Here is a 14364-nt window from a genome sequence, read left to right as displayed (position 1 = left end):
AAGTTTCTATGGATACCATCGATTCTTGGCTAAATAGGAAGAAAGAAAGTGAAGGTTGTCCCTTGATCGACTTTACTTTGCACTTGAATATGACCTTTATGGGACTCAATAATGTTCTTCGCGATTGCTAAGCCAAGACCTGTGCCTGACTTCCCTCTTGTCCTGGCTTTATCTGCTTTATAGAAGCGCTCAAATACAAAAGGAAGATCTTCTTCAGGAATTCCTGAACCCGTGTCTTTTACGTGAAACAAATAACCGCCCTTGCTTTCCGTCAGGGATACCGTTACTTCCCCGCCTGTAGGAGTATGTCTTAAAGCATTATCAATAAGATTGGTTAATACTTGTTCGATTCTGTCCGGGTCCATATGAATTTCATTTTTGATCCCTACATCACTTTCAAAGAATATGGAGACCTTTTTTTCTTTGGCCAGTCCAATAAATTTATTGGTCACTCTTTCGGTGAAAGGCATGATACCTATTACGTCTTTATTAAGAGTGATATGCCCCGCCTCCATACGAGCCAAATCCAGAAGGTCATTGACCAAACGGCCCATGCGCAATGATTCATCATAAATAATTCGGGCTATCTCTTTCTTTTCTTCTTCAGTTTCAGCAATATCATCAACGATCGCTTCGCTATATCCTTGAAGCATAGAGATTGGCGTACGGAGTTCATGGGATACATTTGCAATAAAATCTTTCCGAAGCTTATCCAATCTTCGCTCTTCTGTCATATCGCGGACGACCGCCACTGCTCCTCTGATGTTGTTGTTGTTGTAAAGAGGACTGATAATCACCACATACGAACGTCCTTGCAGACTCAGTTCACCGGTCTGTTCCATTTCTGTCACGACCACGCTTTGTAATAATTCTTTTACAGTAGTAGGGATGGCTTCCTCACTGCTTTCGCTTTGCTCATAATACCAATGCTGCAGGAATCTATCCGCCGGCGGATTGGTAATTAAGATCGTGCCGTCCCGATTAAAGGTGATGACGCCATCAGCCATACTGCTTAATATCGAGGAAAGCTGCTCTTTCTCCTGGCTCAGTGCGTTAATGTGAAACTTTAACTGCCTACCCATTTGGTTAAACCCTGTTGCAAGTTCACCGATTTCATCCTTCGTCAAAATCGGAACCTTTGTATCAAATTTACCCTTTGCTACCTCAAAGGCTGCTTCCCGCATTTTCCTTAATGGTGCGGTGATACGCGTAGAAAGGAAGAAAGCAAAAATGGTTGTTAAAATAATGGCAATCCCGGCAGCAAGCAAAATCAGTTTCGTTGTTTGACGAGTAGTATCTTTAATAACACCAAGGGACTGATAGAGATACACAGCTCCATCTTCTTCATTGATATGCAAGGGCGTCCCGACAATAATGACGTTTTCATAACGGTTCGATGACATTTCCGAGGATAATTCAATCTCTTTCTTGACGGTAATTTCTTTTGTTTTCACTGATTGAAGTTGTTCATCTTCTGAAATATAGTCGTGAATATTCTTTTGAAATTCTGTAGAATCCTGTGAATAAAGTGACTCATTTTGATCTAAGGAGATAATGATGTTTATCGGGTCATCAATGATTTCTTTACCCAGTTCCATCCCGAGCTCCAAGTCTTTATGATTCTGAATGACCCTCGCCACTTTTTCAGCCGTATGGGTTAATTCTTTTTCAACCACATCGACGTGATAGTTTTGAAAGAATTCCAGTAAAAGAATCGTAAGGATAAATAACACAAAGGAAACTAAGAGCAGGATCGTTAGCCATAGCTTTCCTACAACACTACGCCAGAGCCTCATTCATTGGTTACCTCGAATTTGTATCCTACTCCCCATACGGTCACAATCATTTTTGCAGCCATCTCAGAAACTTTATTCAGTTTTTCTCTTAATCGCTTTACATGAGTATCAACTGTGCGCAGGTCTCCGAAAAATTCATAATGCCATACTTCCTTGAGCAGGTGCTCACGGTCAAACACTTTGTCTGGAGCTTTGGCAAGGAAATATAACAATTCGTATTCCTTCGGTGTCAGGTTCACATCTTTTCCATCAGCAGTTACCCGGTGGGCATCATTATCGATGGTAAGATGAGGATAAACGATCAGGTCCTTCGTCTTCGCGTCTGTTTGAATAAAGCTCGTCTTTGAAGAACGTCTTAATAGCGCTTTCACTCTCAAAACCACTTCGCGAGGAGAAAAAGGTTTCACTATGTAGTCGTCTGTTCCAACTTCGAACCCTTGCACTCTGTTCACTTCTTCTCCTTTAGCAGTGAGCATGATCACGGGAGTCGCTTTCTTTTCACGAAGATGCTGACATACTTCGATCCCATCCATCCCCGGCATCATGATATCCAGTAAGATACAGTCGTAATTATTCTCGAGAGAAAGCGCTAATGCTTCTTCTCCATTCTCTGCTTCATCAATTTCATAGTTTTCTCTTTCAAGATACATTTTTAAAAGTCTACGAATCCGGTCTTCATCATCAACAACTAAAATTCTAATGTTTTCCTCCATGGGTAATATCCCCCTTTTGTCTAATTAAACCATATTATCCTATATTTTATATGAAAAAAGAAGCTGACTCAAAGAGAATATCATTCTCACTATCGTCAGCTCCCTCCCGTTCATTATTTAAGCATATGAATGCAACCCTGCGATAATAAGGTTAACGGCCACCAGGTTGAAAAGAATAATGGCAACCCCGATCACGGCTAACCACGCGGATTTCTCACCGTGCCATCCTTTAGATAGGCGTAGGTGCAGAAAGGCTGCATAAAATAAGAATGTAATTAATGCCCACACTTCTTTAGGGTCCCAACCCCAGAATCGCGTCCAGGCAATTTGCGCCCAAATCATGGCGAAGATGAGTCCGCCAAGTGTAAAGACTGGAAAACCGATTAAAACGGAGCGATAACCAATTTCGTCCATTAGATCCAGATTCACATTTTTCACCAATGGCTGTAATTTTGCAGCAATACGCTTTCTGAAGATTAAACGTAATAGTAGATAAATACCTGTTCCAATCAGAAACGACCAAATAACGGTATTTAGTTTCTTAGCGTTAATAAGGGCTGGCATTTCTACAAGCGGCTCCATTACGTTGTCGGTTAATAGTCGGCCTTCATTCGGTCCGACAAGAGCCGGGAGTGTGTATTCAGAAACCGCTTCTGTCCCTTCTTGATTTACATATTGAAAGTTCGCTTCGTAATTCCCCAGGGTAAAGGCAGTTGATGCCACTACAAACCCTAATACGACAACTAAAGAATACATGACGGTTTCAAGCCAAAACGATTGCTTGCTTCCTTTTGTATGTTGCACTGATTTCAATAAGTAGATTAACCCTGCCACAAAACTGATGGATAAAATCGCTTCCCCTGCTGAAACAGTTGTGACGTGGATTTTCAACCAATCACTTTGAAGAGCAGGAATCAATGGGCTAATGTCTTTAGGAAACATACTGGCATAGGCGATCACCAAAAGTGCAAATGGTAACGCAATGACACCAAGTATCGTTGTCTTATACATAAAGTAAAGAATGATAAAGGCTCCGACAAGCATCATTCCGAAAAAGGTTGTAAATTCAAACAAATTACTTACCGGAGCGTGTCCTGCTGCTCCCCATCTTAAAAAGAAGTAACCTATTTGAGCGGCAAATCCAATAAGGGTTAAAACTATCCCAATTAATCCCCACTTTTGTTGATTCGTTTCAGTTGTATTTTTTTGGCGAATGCTCCCACCAAAAAACAACGTAGCAATCAAATACATCATGAAGGATACATAGAGTAAATTACTACTCCACGCTGCCATTGTTAGCGTTGACATCTTCATTCCTCCTTGCTTCGTCCTTTTGTTGTTGATCTTCAGGTTCCTGTATTCCAGTACCTTCCAAAACGAAGTTGATTTCATTTTTTAATCCATGCCAGTTTTTATTCGTATGGCCGGCTACGATGACTCCATCTTCACTCCGCCTGATCCAGATTCTTCGGTGGTGCCAATAAGCACCTTGTACGACACCTATCATAAAGATGGCTCCACCAACGGCTAAGATCCAAAGAGTGAGGTCCTTATGAACGGTTAAAGCAGATACATCTCTTGTCTCCACACCTGCAAATGACAATTTATATTCATTGTCACCAAGCGGTTCCAGGTTTTGCTGGATCCCTACAAAGCTCACTTCACCATCGGGCTTCTCAGGCGAGAACAATTTGAAAAGGAATGCAGGATTATTCGGTAAAGGAGACTTGGTTTGCGGCTCCCCTTGTTCATTAAATCCAGAGAAATCAGGATAATATCCCATCAATTCTACTTTATAACCTTCTTCAAATGCGTAGGTATCTTGAGGATCGAATAGATCGACGGTGAATTTGCCGAAGCTCTCCCCAGACCCTTTATTATCAAATGTAAAGGACATTGATTTAAATTCATCCAGCTTGTAGCTTGTTTGGTATACGGCAAAGTTTCCAAATTTCAAAGGATGATTTACTTTGATCGAATCCTCTTTTTCCACTTCCCGGTCAGCCGTTTGTCCTGGAAGTTTATCTCCGGATTCTTTATACAGTACCACGTCAGACTGGAAATTCTTGGCGATGGTTCCATTCTTATCAATGGCTTCCCCAAACACTTCTTTGTCTTTTTCTTTATCGTATGTCTCTAACGTAAACCCTTTATTTTCTAAGTAATATTCTTGTTTCGTACCAGGAACGGCTCTCGTCTCACCTTCACGGATCCACACGGTTTCATCAATATACATTCCAGGAACGAATCTTAACATACCCCCGAATAGGAAGATGATGAGACCGATATGATTCACATAGGGACCCCATCTAGAAAAACGATTTTTCTCTGCAAGGATGTTGCCGTCCTCTTCACGGATCTTATATTTTTTTTGTGTTAATTTTTCTTTTATTTTACTTATAGAGTCATTGATGTCGACCAATTCTGTTTTCCCATAGATTCGTTGGCGCTTCAGGAAACCAACATGTCTGGAAACACGTTGATTCTTGAGGGCACGATAGAGGGGAATTACCCGGTCAAGACTACAAATCACGAGGGAAACTCCAATCGATGCGATTAATAGTAGATACCACCATGAACTATATAAATCATGGAAACCTAACGTGTAATATAACTCTCCAAAAAAGCCGTATACATCTTCATAGTACTCATTTGCTGGCTGTCCATTCGGAATATATTGTTCCTGGGGCAAAATCGTGCCGACTGCAGAGGCGATAAGTGTGATGACAATTAACCATACGCCAACCTTAACAGATGAAAAGAAATTCCAAATCTTGTCGATAATCGATCTGTTATACGTTTGGGAACGCCTTGCACTACCCTCATAACGCATGTCATGAAGCTTCTCATTCTTCGCTTCATCCGTTAAAGCCCGTCCACAGGATTCGCATAAAACGGTACCGTTAGGATTTACATGACCGCATTCACATTTGATTTCTTTCATGTTAAAACTCCTTATATCAAGTTAAACTGCTGAGCTAAGGCTTGATGCTCTCTAAATCTTCTATGATATCGTTTTCTGACATCGTACCTGTAATGATTTTTTCAATTTCACCTTGAGGGTTAATGAGGAATGTAGTCGGTAACGGATCTATACCGTACGCATTTTGAACTTCCTCTTCTTGGTCTACTAAAATAGGGAACTCCAACCCGTGTTTAGACACGAATCGATTGATAAGGAAATCTGATTCTCCCACATTGACTGCCAATATGTGTACACCTTGATCTTTATATTTTTCATATTGATTATTCATATATGGCATCTCTCTTTCACATGGTTTGCACCATGTTCCCCAGAAATTCAGGAATACCCCTTGGCCCTCATAGTCGGACAAACGATGTTTATTCCCTTCCATATCTTGTAATACAAAGTCAGGCGCTTGATCTCCCACCTTTAACCTCCCTCTTTCATCCTTCGTAAAGTTTGCATACAGAGTATATGCAACCGCAGAAGTCAGCACAATGAGAATAATTGTCCGGATGAGTAATCTGCGTTTTTTCTTATTCATGTACGTGTGCCTCCCATATTGAAATCGTTCTCAAGAATGGAAATGATTTTTCTCTCTTTACAGTAGCAAAGGGCCTGATGTCATAAGAATACCCTTATGAGATCAGTCCCTGCCATAATGTAATGTCCATTCCTTCATAATAAGCAGGGAAATATCCCTTGGATTTCAGGGTAAAATTCCTTTCCCATTATATCATTTATCACTTTAGAGATAGTGTAAATTATATGAAGGATATGTGACACTTTCCAACCTATTCTTTATCGGATATTTCCTGTTTCAGCCAGTGTTCTCAGCTGTTTCACTTCATGCGGAGTAAGTTCTCTTCCTTCTCCTGCGTTCAAGCCATGGAGAGACAGGAATGCATATCTTTCCCGTTTCAGCTTTTGTACCGGATACCCAATCGCTTCGAACATCCTGCGCACTTGACGGTTTCTGCCCTCATGAATGGTGATTTCTACGATGGATTTCCCTTGTTTCTTATCAATACTTAACACTTTCACTTTTGCAGGAGCAGTCATGCCGTCCTCCAGTTTAATCCCTTTTTCAAGTTCTCTGATTTTAAATTTAGGCGGGATGCCTTTTAATCTTGCTACGTATGTTTTTTCAATTTCGTTACTTGGATGCATCAGGGAGTTAGCGAAGTCTCCGTCATTGGTTAAAAGAAGAATACCTGACGTCTCATAGTCCAGTCTTCCTACAGGATAGATTCTTTCTTGGATTTCAGGGAAGAAGTCCGTTACAACTTGACGCTCTTTGTCGTCAGCCACAGCCGAAATTACCCCTCTTGGCTTGTAAAGCATATAATATACTTTGTTTTCTCTTTCAATCTGAATCCCTGTCACTTCAACTCTATCTGAATTAGAGACCTTTGTTCCCAATTCCTTCACTACTACACCATTGACCTTTACTTTACCCTCTATAATTAATTGCTCAGCTTTTCGTCGAGACGCTACTCCACTATGAGCAATAACCTTTTGTAATCGTTCCACGGTATTTCACCTCATTTAATTTTCAATACATTTGTCTTCATGAATTATTACACAATCCAGGCAAAATAGAAAGGTATAAAGAAAAATCGACCTTTTCAGTCGATTTCTTTATACCTCATTGTTTCCATTATTAATAGATGCCAATCCTTAAAACATAATCGTGACGATGAAGATGGCGGCTACGATTCCGACGACGTCGGCTAGTAATCCGACCTTCAGCGCGTCTCCCATCTTACGTATCCCTACTGCCCCGAAGTACACGGTCAATACGTAAAGGGTCGTATCGGTACTTCCCTGTAAGGTTGATGCAAGTCTTCCGATAAAGGAATCTGGCCCGTGGGTAGCGACAATATCACTCATCATACCAAGGGCAGCTGTTCCTGAAATGGGCCTGATAATGGCAAGTGGCACAATTTCAGGCGGTATACCAAGTGCAAGCAATCCCGGACGGATGAGATTCACAAAGAACTCAAGTGCTCCTGATTCTCTAAAAATGGTAATCGCTACAAGCATTCCAATGAGGAAAGGAATGATCGATACGGCAATTTTAATGCCTTCTTTTCCCCCATCTACAAACACTTCATACGTTGGTACCTTTTTAAGGGTGCCATAGATCAATATGAAGCCAATCATAATAGGGATTAACCATAATGAAATGGTGGATATCCATTGCATCTATTTCACCTCACGACGAGTACGTCTGTAATGAAAATAACGGTCTATCAGTATGGCTCCGATGGTCGATAGCATTGTGGCAATTAAGGTTGGTCCTACAATTTCAGTTGGAGAAGCTGAATCATATTTCATCCGGATCGCAATGACCGTTGTGGGAATGATGGTAAGACTTGACGTATTGATCGCTAAGAATGTAATCATCGACCTGCTGGCATAGTCTTTTCCTCCATTAAGGTCCTTTAATTGCTCCATCGCTTTGATCCCGAGAGGTGTTGCTGCGTTTCCAAGGCCAAACATATTGGCCATCATATTTGATAATATATATCCCATAGCAGGATGATTATCCGGCACTTCAGGAAACAACCTGGTGACAAAGGGTCTGAACAGCCTGGCCAGTTTATCCAATAAACCCGCTTCTTGAGCAATCCTCATGATTCCCAACCAAAACACCAATACGCTGACCAATCCTATACAGAGGGTAACGGCTTCATTGGCAGATGTGAAAATGGCTTCGTTTACTTCTTCCATTTTCCCATTTATAATGGCGAATACTAAACCGATGATGGTCATCCCGACCCAAATGAGATTAACCATGATCCCGGACTCCTATAAAGGACTCGAAGGAGTATGCCCAGAACTTCCACCAGCTTTTTTCTTCTTCTGTTTTACCCTTTGTTTTAAAGAAAATGGGAAGAGTGTCTACTTCTACGTCTTCTAAATACACGACAGCCTTTCCTACTACTTCAGGTACATTTTTATTCTTTAACCATTCCTCTTTAGGCTTTAACATTTTATACTCTACCTTCACATCATCCACTTCACCATCTTGAAGGGTAAGGACGGATTCACGTTTAAGATAGGCATGATCTTTGTATATTTCGTCATCCATTTTATCAATCGTTCCTTTTTCCAGGACGATTCTATAATCATATTGCTTAAACCCGAATTCAAACATTCCAATATGATCATTCCAATCATCGGGACCATTGAGTGTAACGGCAATGAGATTCTCTCCATCCTTAGAAGCTGTGGACACAAGCGTTCTTTTGGCTCGTTTTGTGTAACCGGTTTTCCCACCCGTACTATGTTTATATAATTCTGTTAATAATCTATTTTTGTTCTTCCACTTACGATCCCATTTTTCTTCTGGATTTGGCGCAGTATGAACCTTAGTTCCTGCAATCTTCTTGTATAATTCGTTCTCCATTGAATATCTCGTTAGTACTGCCATATCATACGCAGTTGAATAGTGGTCCTCATGATCATCAAGACCATGGGGATTGGAAAAATGAGTATTTTCCATTCCGATTTCATTCGCCTTTTCATTCATCATATAAACAAATCCGTCCAGACTTCCGCCCACATATTCTGCTATGGCAACCGCTGCATCATTCCCGGATCTTAGCATAAGCCCATACACCAGATCTTCCAGCTTTATCTTCTCCCCCGCTTTTAAGTATAGCGAAGACCCTTCCGTACCAGCTGCATTCGAAGAAACCGTTACTTCCTTACCCATCTTTCCGGATTCGACTGCCAGAATTGCTGTCATAATCTTTGTAATACTGGCAATTCGACTTTGACTGTGAGCATCCTTTTCATAAAGAATCCTCCCCGTCTCCTGATCCATTAAAATTGCCCGCTGTGAACTGACAGAAGGTGCGGCCTGAACTTCATTGGAAACGACTACAAACAATAAAGTAAAGATAAGGAAATAATTTATGTAAAATTTCACTTTCTTTAGATTCACACCCATCTACTCCTTTGGTTCTAACGTGTTTGTACAAGTTTATGCAGGACAAGGGGTAATATGAATGAAAATCTGGAAATGCCAACACAGTACAACTTGAAAAAACTGAAACACACAAAAACACAGCTGAGTCTTTCAGCTGTGTTTTCCATGTTCTATTCTTTGGATTGCAGCTTTTGGTTTCGATACTCGACCTCGAATTCGATTAATTCCTCCCGAATGCTATGAAACTCTCCTTCCACACCTCTTAATAAGGTAGCGAAGCAGCCGGGAGGTTCTTGTCGAAACCGGATTGCACTGCGATCGGGATAGGTAATACGACGATCTTCAAACCATAGATTATATCGCGGGGAATAATATTCCTCTATGCATTTATGATAGATTTTATAAAGGATTCTTTCGGCAACCAGCTTCTGGAAGGGTTCAGTTTGAACAATGATTGTACAAGCATCCAGTCCTTCTTCACAATAGACAAGAAGTCTTCTTAAATTTGAAAGCAGCCCTTCGTAATAAGCTTTATCTCCATGTTTCCCCTCTAATAGATCTTGTATGGTAACGGTATTTAAATAGCCTTCAAATTTAATAATCGTATTTTCAAGAAAGGGTTGTATGTCTTGCACCTGAGTTTTCACAATAAAATCGTTCATCTATTCCCCTCCATATTTCCCCTGCTAGTTCCATTTTATCAATCCATCGTTCTGAAAATTCTATTTCGTCAAAATTTTCAGAACAATGGACTCATGAAAACAGGCAGGACCTCCAATTATATAGCCGAGTTCCTGCCTATTCACTATCTACATATGATTTTATCCTATTCTTTCGAATCCATCGTTTCCTGAAATTTCTCAAAGAATAAATCCGCTTCATCCTGCATGAATTCGTCTTCTATATTCTCAGGCAAGGGTGGAAGTTCATCTATTCTCTTTAGTCCGAAATAGTCCAGAAATTCTTTCGTCGTACCAAACAAATAGGCACGACCCGTACCTTCTGCCCTACCAACTTCCTTGACCAGCCCTTTTGACGTCAGGGTCTGAATGGGACGTTCGGTTTTAACACCTCTGATTTGTTCGATCTCCATCCTGGTGATAGGCTGCTTATAAGCAACAATCGCCAGTGTTTCAAGAGCTGCTTGAGATAAAAAGCTTACATTTGGTGACTCAACCAATTTCTTTAAATAATCGGCGTTGCTTTTTTTGGTAACTAATTGAAAGGTATCAGCTATCTCAATCATATAAATTCCACGATTGACATCCTTTTCATAATCCATCTTTAACTCTTCAATGACATCCATCGCTTCCTGCTCCCCGATTTCCAATACGGAACAGACTTGCTTGAGTGAAAGACCTTCATCTCCGGCTGCAAACAATAAGCTTTCCAGTATCCCCTTCCAATTACTGCTATTCAACAAGTCCTACCTCCTCTCCTGCTTCAACAAATATTTCTGTGAAGTTTTTTTCTTGATTGACAATGATTTGCTTCCGTTTCATTAATTCCAGCACAGCAAGGAAAGTAACTACGAGATGTTCTTTATTATCGGTTGGGAAAAGACTCGTAAATGATGTACGCACTTTGATATTCCGTAAACTATGAAGAATGTCATTCATTCTTTTCTCAATGGATATTTCCTGTCTGGTAATTCTGGTTTGAACGGGTCTTTGCAGCTTCTTACGCCTCAATAATTTATGAAAAGCTCCTAACATATCATATAAAGACACTTGAACTTCACTATTCTTCAAATCAACTTCTTCAGTGAATTCCGAAAGATCACTTGGAGGCTTCGTATACACTTGTCCCCGTTCTTCCTCACGATGCTTCAGCTCATTTGCCGCTTCTTTAAATTTACGATATTCAATCAATCGTTCAACTAATTCGTCACGTGGATCTTCCTCTTCAAATTCAATCTCATCGTTTAGAAGTCCTTCATCATGTTTCGGTAGAAGCATTTTACTTTTAATGGCTAATAACGTAGCAGCCATTACTAAGTATTCACTGGCAACATCAAGCTGCAAATTCTTCATCGTATGTACATATAACATATATTGCTCAGTAATTTGAGCCATAGGAATATCATATATATCAATTTCCAACGAGTTAATCAGATGCAAAAGAAGGTCTAGTGGACCTTCAAAAGCGTCAATTTTCACATTGTATTCCACTTTATCACCAAATTTCTAATTACAGTCATTCCTGATAGCTACTTAATAGTATAGTAGATTGACCACTATTCTCCAATAGAAAGTTTTTGTTTATATAGTATGTACCTGTCGTTTTAGCAAAGACGTAGAATGTGCTACACTTTAAATACTCAGACACTCAAAATATGAAAGGAGGTATCACATGGTTTATCCTAAACCTTATATAGAATTCTTAATGTATTTCCACGGAAATCGTGATTACTTCGAATGTCATGAAGTGTTAGAAGAATATTGGAAAGAAGTGGACCCTAAGAACCGCTCTTCCCACTGGGTGGGGTTAATCCAGATAGCTGTAGGTTTTTACCATTACAGAAGAGGTAATCTTCCTGGAGCAGCCCGAACATTTAAGAAAGCCATCCAAAATATTGAGGTGAATCAGGAACAACTCTCTCACTTAGGAATCCATGCAGCTGAACTCCAAGACATGCTTGTTGATACCGGCCATGAACTAAGTACAAATCAGCCCTATAAGAGCATAAATATTCCCCTCACGGAGACTTCTCTCCTTAAGCAAGTTCAATCACTGTGTAAGGACAATGGGTACTCATGGTGTTCTCCAAGTGATTTAACGAATAATGATCTCATTCATCGTCATTCCTTACGAGACCGTACAGAAGTGATTTTGGAGCGTAAAAATGCATTAGAACGAAAAAAAAGAGGCTGACCACCTATTAAGCAAGGTGGCCGTCCTCTTTATTGCTTCTCGTCCTTTACTTCTTCTTCAATCTCATCACACTTCTCAAAAAATGAAGCGGTGTCTGAATTCGGCTTCACTTCATACTCTGAATGCATGTCTCTTAACTGCTTCACCATTGATTTCCCAATTCCTTCATGGCGATGGGATGGGTTTACTGATATATGCTGAATCTCTAATGTACTATCTGTCTTGAAGACTCCAATCAAGCCTACTATGTCCTCTTCTTTCCATAAAAAGAGCTGCCAATTGTCTTCAGTTTCGTATTGCTTCATCGTCTGTTGAAGCTTCTTCAAATCCTTTTCATTTGGCATGAAAGATAATAATCCCATTGCGATCTTTTCAAACGCCTTTTTATACCGAATTAACATATTTACCCCTCGTTATGTTTTATGCCTAATCTATTTATTTCCTATTTTAGACAAAAACTAGAAATTTAATTGATATGAATGTTTATATATCTTACTAAATTTACTTTTATTAATCAACTTTAACCAATCAATTCCCAGCCAGGAACATCCAGTAGATGACGCCCCACACTATGCCGGCTACTAATAAAAACAAAAACAACCCCTTATTGCTGATCTTCATAAATGACTCCTTTGTCTATACTATATTCACCTTTATATATCATTGTTATTGTATAGTAAAATCAATATTTGTTAAAGTATGTTATTCAGTATATAAAAAAGTAGTCTTTAAGTACGATATACTTAAAGACTACTTTTCTAGCTTATTTAAACGTTACATCAAGTGAAATCATATCCCCATACGTCTCTCTTTGAACGGCTAACCTGGCTTCTCCATTCTCTACAAACACGACAGCCGGACGGGGAATACGATTATAGTTATTCGCCATGGAATATCCATAAGCACCTGTACAGAACACGGCAAGAATGTCACCGGCTTCTGAATCAGGAAGGGGTAAATCCCAGATCAACATATCACCTGATTCACAGCATTTACCAGCGATCGATACAATTTCTTCCGGGGTTTGGTCTGCTTTATTCGCAATCAAGGCTTCATATTTCGCCTTATAGAGAGCGGGTCTGATATTGTCACTCATTCCTCCATCAATCGCTAAGTACTTCCGGATGTTTGGTACTTCTTTTCTTGAACCCAATTTATAAAGGCTGGTGCCTGCATCGCCCACAAGGGAACGACCTGGTTCAATCCAGATTTCCGGCATTTCGAGATTGTATCTTTTAACTTCCTCTTTTACAGCAGAAATCATTTCCTTCACATATAGAGCAGGCGGGAGCGGGTCATCATCCTTCGTATATCGAATACCAAAGCCACCGCCTAAATTGATTACTTTAGGGTCAAAATCATATTGTGATTTCCATTGAGCTACCTTCTCAATAATTTTCTTAGCAGCAAGAATGAAGCCTGTTGTTTCGAATATTTGGGATCCAATATGACAATGCAACCCCAACAATTCAATCCCATCATGGCTCATCGCCTTTTTCATAGCTTCCTCAGCTTGGCCATTACCCAAATCGAATCCGAATTTGGAATCCTCTTGTCCGGTTAGTATATAATCATGAGTATGGGCTTCAATCCCAGGCGTCACTCTTAACAAAACCTTTGTCATTTGTTCAGAGGAGAGTGAAATTTCATTCACAAGTTCCAGTTCGTAAAAATTATCAACGACAATACAGCCTATTTTGTTTTCAATGGCCATCATCAGTTCTTCCCTAGACTTATTGTTCCCATTAAAATGGATGCGTTCAGGAGGAAATTCTGCCTTTAACGCAGTGTATAACTCCCCCCCTGAAACCACATCCAGTGATAATCCCTCTTCTTTCATTAATTGAAAGACCGCGATACATGAAAATGCCTTACTTGCGTAGGCAACTTCTGCCTTCACTCCAAGGGAATCAAACGTCTCTTTAAATCCTCTTGCCCGTTCTCTAATAAGTGCTGTGTCATAAACGTAAAGGGGAGTACCATATTGTTCTGCTAACTTTGTGGTACTCACCCCGCCTATGGTAAGATGACCGTTTTGTATTTCTGCTGATCCATGAAGATACATGAAACGTCTCA

General features: G+C 40.1%; 15 protein-coding genes. 1 reads left to right on the top strand and 14 read right to left on the bottom strand.

What is annotated here, in order from left to right; all coding sequences use genetic code 11:
- Positions 1 to 29 precede the first annotated feature (29 nt).
- The 12 genes from ACFQWC_RS03230 to ACFQWC_RS03175 all read right to left on the bottom strand — a co-directional run bounded on the left by ACFQWC_RS03230 (position 30) and on the right by ACFQWC_RS03175 (position 11585).
- Positions 30 to 1796, bottom strand: coding sequence for an ATP-binding protein (locus tag ACFQWC_RS03230; RefSeq protein ID WP_299738078.1), 1767 nt, complete (start codon positions 1794 to 1796; stop codon positions 30 to 32).
- Entirely contained in the window at positions 1793 to 2509 is a 717-nt protein-coding gene (locus tag ACFQWC_RS03225) for a response regulator transcription factor (RefSeq protein ID WP_299738080.1), read from the bottom strand. The genes ACFQWC_RS03230 and ACFQWC_RS03225 overlap by 4 nt, the downstream gene beginning before the upstream one ends.
- A 117-nt stretch (positions 2510 to 2626) precedes the next feature.
- On the bottom strand, positions 2627 to 3802 hold the full coding sequence (gene ccsB, locus ACFQWC_RS03220; RefSeq protein ID WP_299739588.1) for a c-type cytochrome biogenesis protein CcsB: 1176 nt from the start codon (positions 3800 to 3802) through the stop codon (positions 2627 to 2629).
- Positions 3786 to 5453 (bottom strand): cytochrome c biogenesis protein ResB, encoded by a 1668-nt coding sequence (resB, locus tag ACFQWC_RS03215; protein ID WP_299738082.1) that lies wholly within the window; start codon positions 5451 to 5453, stop codon positions 3786 to 3788. Before resB ends, ccsB begins: the two co-directional genes overlap by 17 nt.
- A 34-nt stretch (positions 5454 to 5487) precedes the next feature.
- A complete protein-coding gene (gene resA / locus ACFQWC_RS03210) occupies positions 5488 to 6018 on the bottom strand; it encodes a thiol-disulfide oxidoreductase ResA (RefSeq protein ID WP_341356556.1) in 531 nt (176 codons plus the stop codon).
- A gap of 257 nt (positions 6019 to 6275) precedes the next feature.
- Positions 6276 to 7007 (bottom strand): pseudouridine synthase, encoded by a 732-nt coding sequence (locus ACFQWC_RS03205; RefSeq protein WP_299738086.1) that lies wholly within the window; start codon positions 7005 to 7007, stop codon positions 6276 to 6278.
- A gap of 147 nt (positions 7008 to 7154) precedes the next feature.
- Entirely contained in the window at positions 7155 to 7682 is a 528-nt protein-coding gene (locus ACFQWC_RS03200; protein WP_299738088.1) for a spore maturation protein, read from the bottom strand.
- Positions 7683 to 8276 carry a nucleoside recognition domain-containing protein gene (locus tag ACFQWC_RS03195; RefSeq protein WP_299738090.1) on the bottom strand — a complete coding sequence of 198 codons (594 nt, stop codon included), beginning with the start codon at positions 8274 to 8276 and terminating at the stop codon, positions 7683 to 7685.
- Entirely contained in the window at positions 8269 to 9435 is a 1167-nt protein-coding gene (locus ACFQWC_RS03190; RefSeq protein ID WP_377106028.1) for a D-alanyl-D-alanine carboxypeptidase family protein, read from the bottom strand. Before ACFQWC_RS03190 ends, ACFQWC_RS03195 begins: the two co-directional genes overlap by 8 nt.
- A gap of 149 nt (positions 9436 to 9584) precedes the next feature.
- Positions 9585 to 10076, bottom strand: coding sequence for a DUF3907 family protein (locus ACFQWC_RS03185; protein ID WP_377106026.1), 492 nt, complete (start codon positions 10074 to 10076; stop codon positions 9585 to 9587).
- Positions 10077 to 10240: 164 nt separating this feature from the next.
- Positions 10241 to 10834, bottom strand: coding sequence for an SMC-Scp complex subunit ScpB (scpB, locus tag ACFQWC_RS03180; RefSeq protein WP_377106024.1), 594 nt, complete (start codon positions 10832 to 10834; stop codon positions 10241 to 10243).
- The gene (locus ACFQWC_RS03175; RefSeq protein ID WP_299738099.1) at positions 10827 to 11585 is read right to left on the bottom strand and encodes a segregation/condensation protein A; all 759 of its coding nucleotides are present in this window, start codon (positions 11583 to 11585) and stop codon (positions 10827 to 10829) included. Before ACFQWC_RS03175 ends, scpB begins: the two co-directional genes overlap by 8 nt.
- Before the next feature lie 181 nt (positions 11586 to 11766).
- On the opposite strand from ACFQWC_RS03175, the gene ACFQWC_RS03170 reads away from it, so the two are divergent.
- Positions 11767 to 12288, top strand: coding sequence for a DUF309 domain-containing protein (locus ACFQWC_RS03170; protein ID WP_299738102.1), 522 nt, complete (start codon positions 11767 to 11769; stop codon positions 12286 to 12288).
- A gap of 29 nt (positions 12289 to 12317) precedes the next feature.
- Here ACFQWC_RS03170 and ACFQWC_RS03165 read toward each other — a convergent pair whose 3' ends face one another.
- Both ACFQWC_RS03165 and lysA read right to left on the bottom strand, forming a co-directional pair.
- Complete coding sequence (locus tag ACFQWC_RS03165; RefSeq protein WP_299738105.1) at positions 12318 to 12689, bottom strand: GNAT family N-acetyltransferase; 372 nt, start codon at positions 12687 to 12689, stop codon at positions 12318 to 12320.
- 362 nt (positions 12690 to 13051) lie between these two features.
- On the bottom strand, positions 13052 to 14353 hold the full coding sequence (gene lysA / locus ACFQWC_RS03160; RefSeq protein ID WP_377107227.1) for a diaminopimelate decarboxylase: 1302 nt from the start codon (positions 14351 to 14353) through the stop codon (positions 13052 to 13054).
- Between the last annotated feature and the right edge of the window lie 11 nt (positions 14354 to 14364).

The organism is Rossellomorea sp. GCM10028870, assembly GCF_042666755.1.
Lineage (GTDB): Bacteria > Bacillota > Bacilli > Bacillales > Bacillaceae_B > Rossellomorea.
This window is presented reverse-complemented; position numbering and strand designations above follow the sequence as displayed.

What these genes read in the sequence shown, in the direction of transcription:
- ACFQWC_RS03230 (WP_299738078.1), bottom strand. Translation starts at nt 1,796, where the DNA reads ATGAGGCTCTGGCGTAGTGTTGTAGGAAAGCTATGGCTAACGATCCTG.
- ACFQWC_RS03225 (WP_299738080.1), bottom strand. Translation starts at nt 2,509, where the DNA reads ATGGAGGAAAACATTAGAATTTTAGTTGTTGATGATGAAGACCGGATT.
- ccsB (WP_299739588.1), bottom strand. Translation starts at nt 3,802, where the DNA reads ATGGCAGCGTGGAGTAGTAATTTACTCTATGTATCCTTCATGATGTAT.
- resB (WP_299738082.1), bottom strand. Translation starts at nt 5,453, where the DNA reads ATGAAAGAAATCAAATGTGAATGCGGTCATGTAAATCCTAACGGTACC.
- resA (WP_341356556.1), bottom strand. Translation starts at nt 6,018, where the DNA reads ATGAATAAGAAAAAACGCAGATTACTCATCCGGACAATTATTCTCATT.
- ACFQWC_RS03200 (WP_299738088.1), bottom strand. Translation starts at nt 7,682, where the DNA reads ATGCAATGGATATCCACCATTTCATTATGGTTAATCCCTATTATGATT.
- ACFQWC_RS03195 (WP_299738090.1), bottom strand. Translation starts at nt 8,276, where the DNA reads ATGGTTAATCTCATTTGGGTCGGGATGACCATCATCGGTTTAGTATTC.
- ACFQWC_RS03190 (WP_377106028.1), bottom strand. Translation starts at nt 9,435, where the DNA reads ATGGGTGTGAATCTAAAGAAAGTGAAATTTTACATAAATTATTTCCTT.
- ACFQWC_RS03185 (WP_377106026.1), bottom strand. Translation starts at nt 10,076, where the DNA reads ATGAACGATTTTATTGTGAAAACTCAGGTGCAAGACATACAACCCTTT.
- ACFQWC_RS03170 (WP_299738102.1), top strand. Translation starts at nt 11,767, where the DNA reads ATGGTTTATCCTAAACCTTATATAGAATTCTTAATGTATTTCCACGGA.
- ACFQWC_RS03165 (WP_299738105.1), bottom strand. Translation starts at nt 12,689, where the DNA reads ATGTTAATTCGGTATAAAAAGGCGTTTGAAAAGATCGCAATGGGATTA.
- lysA (WP_377107227.1), bottom strand. Translation starts at nt 14,353, where the DNA reads ATGTATCTTCATGGATCAGCAGAAATACAAAACGGTCATCTTACCATA.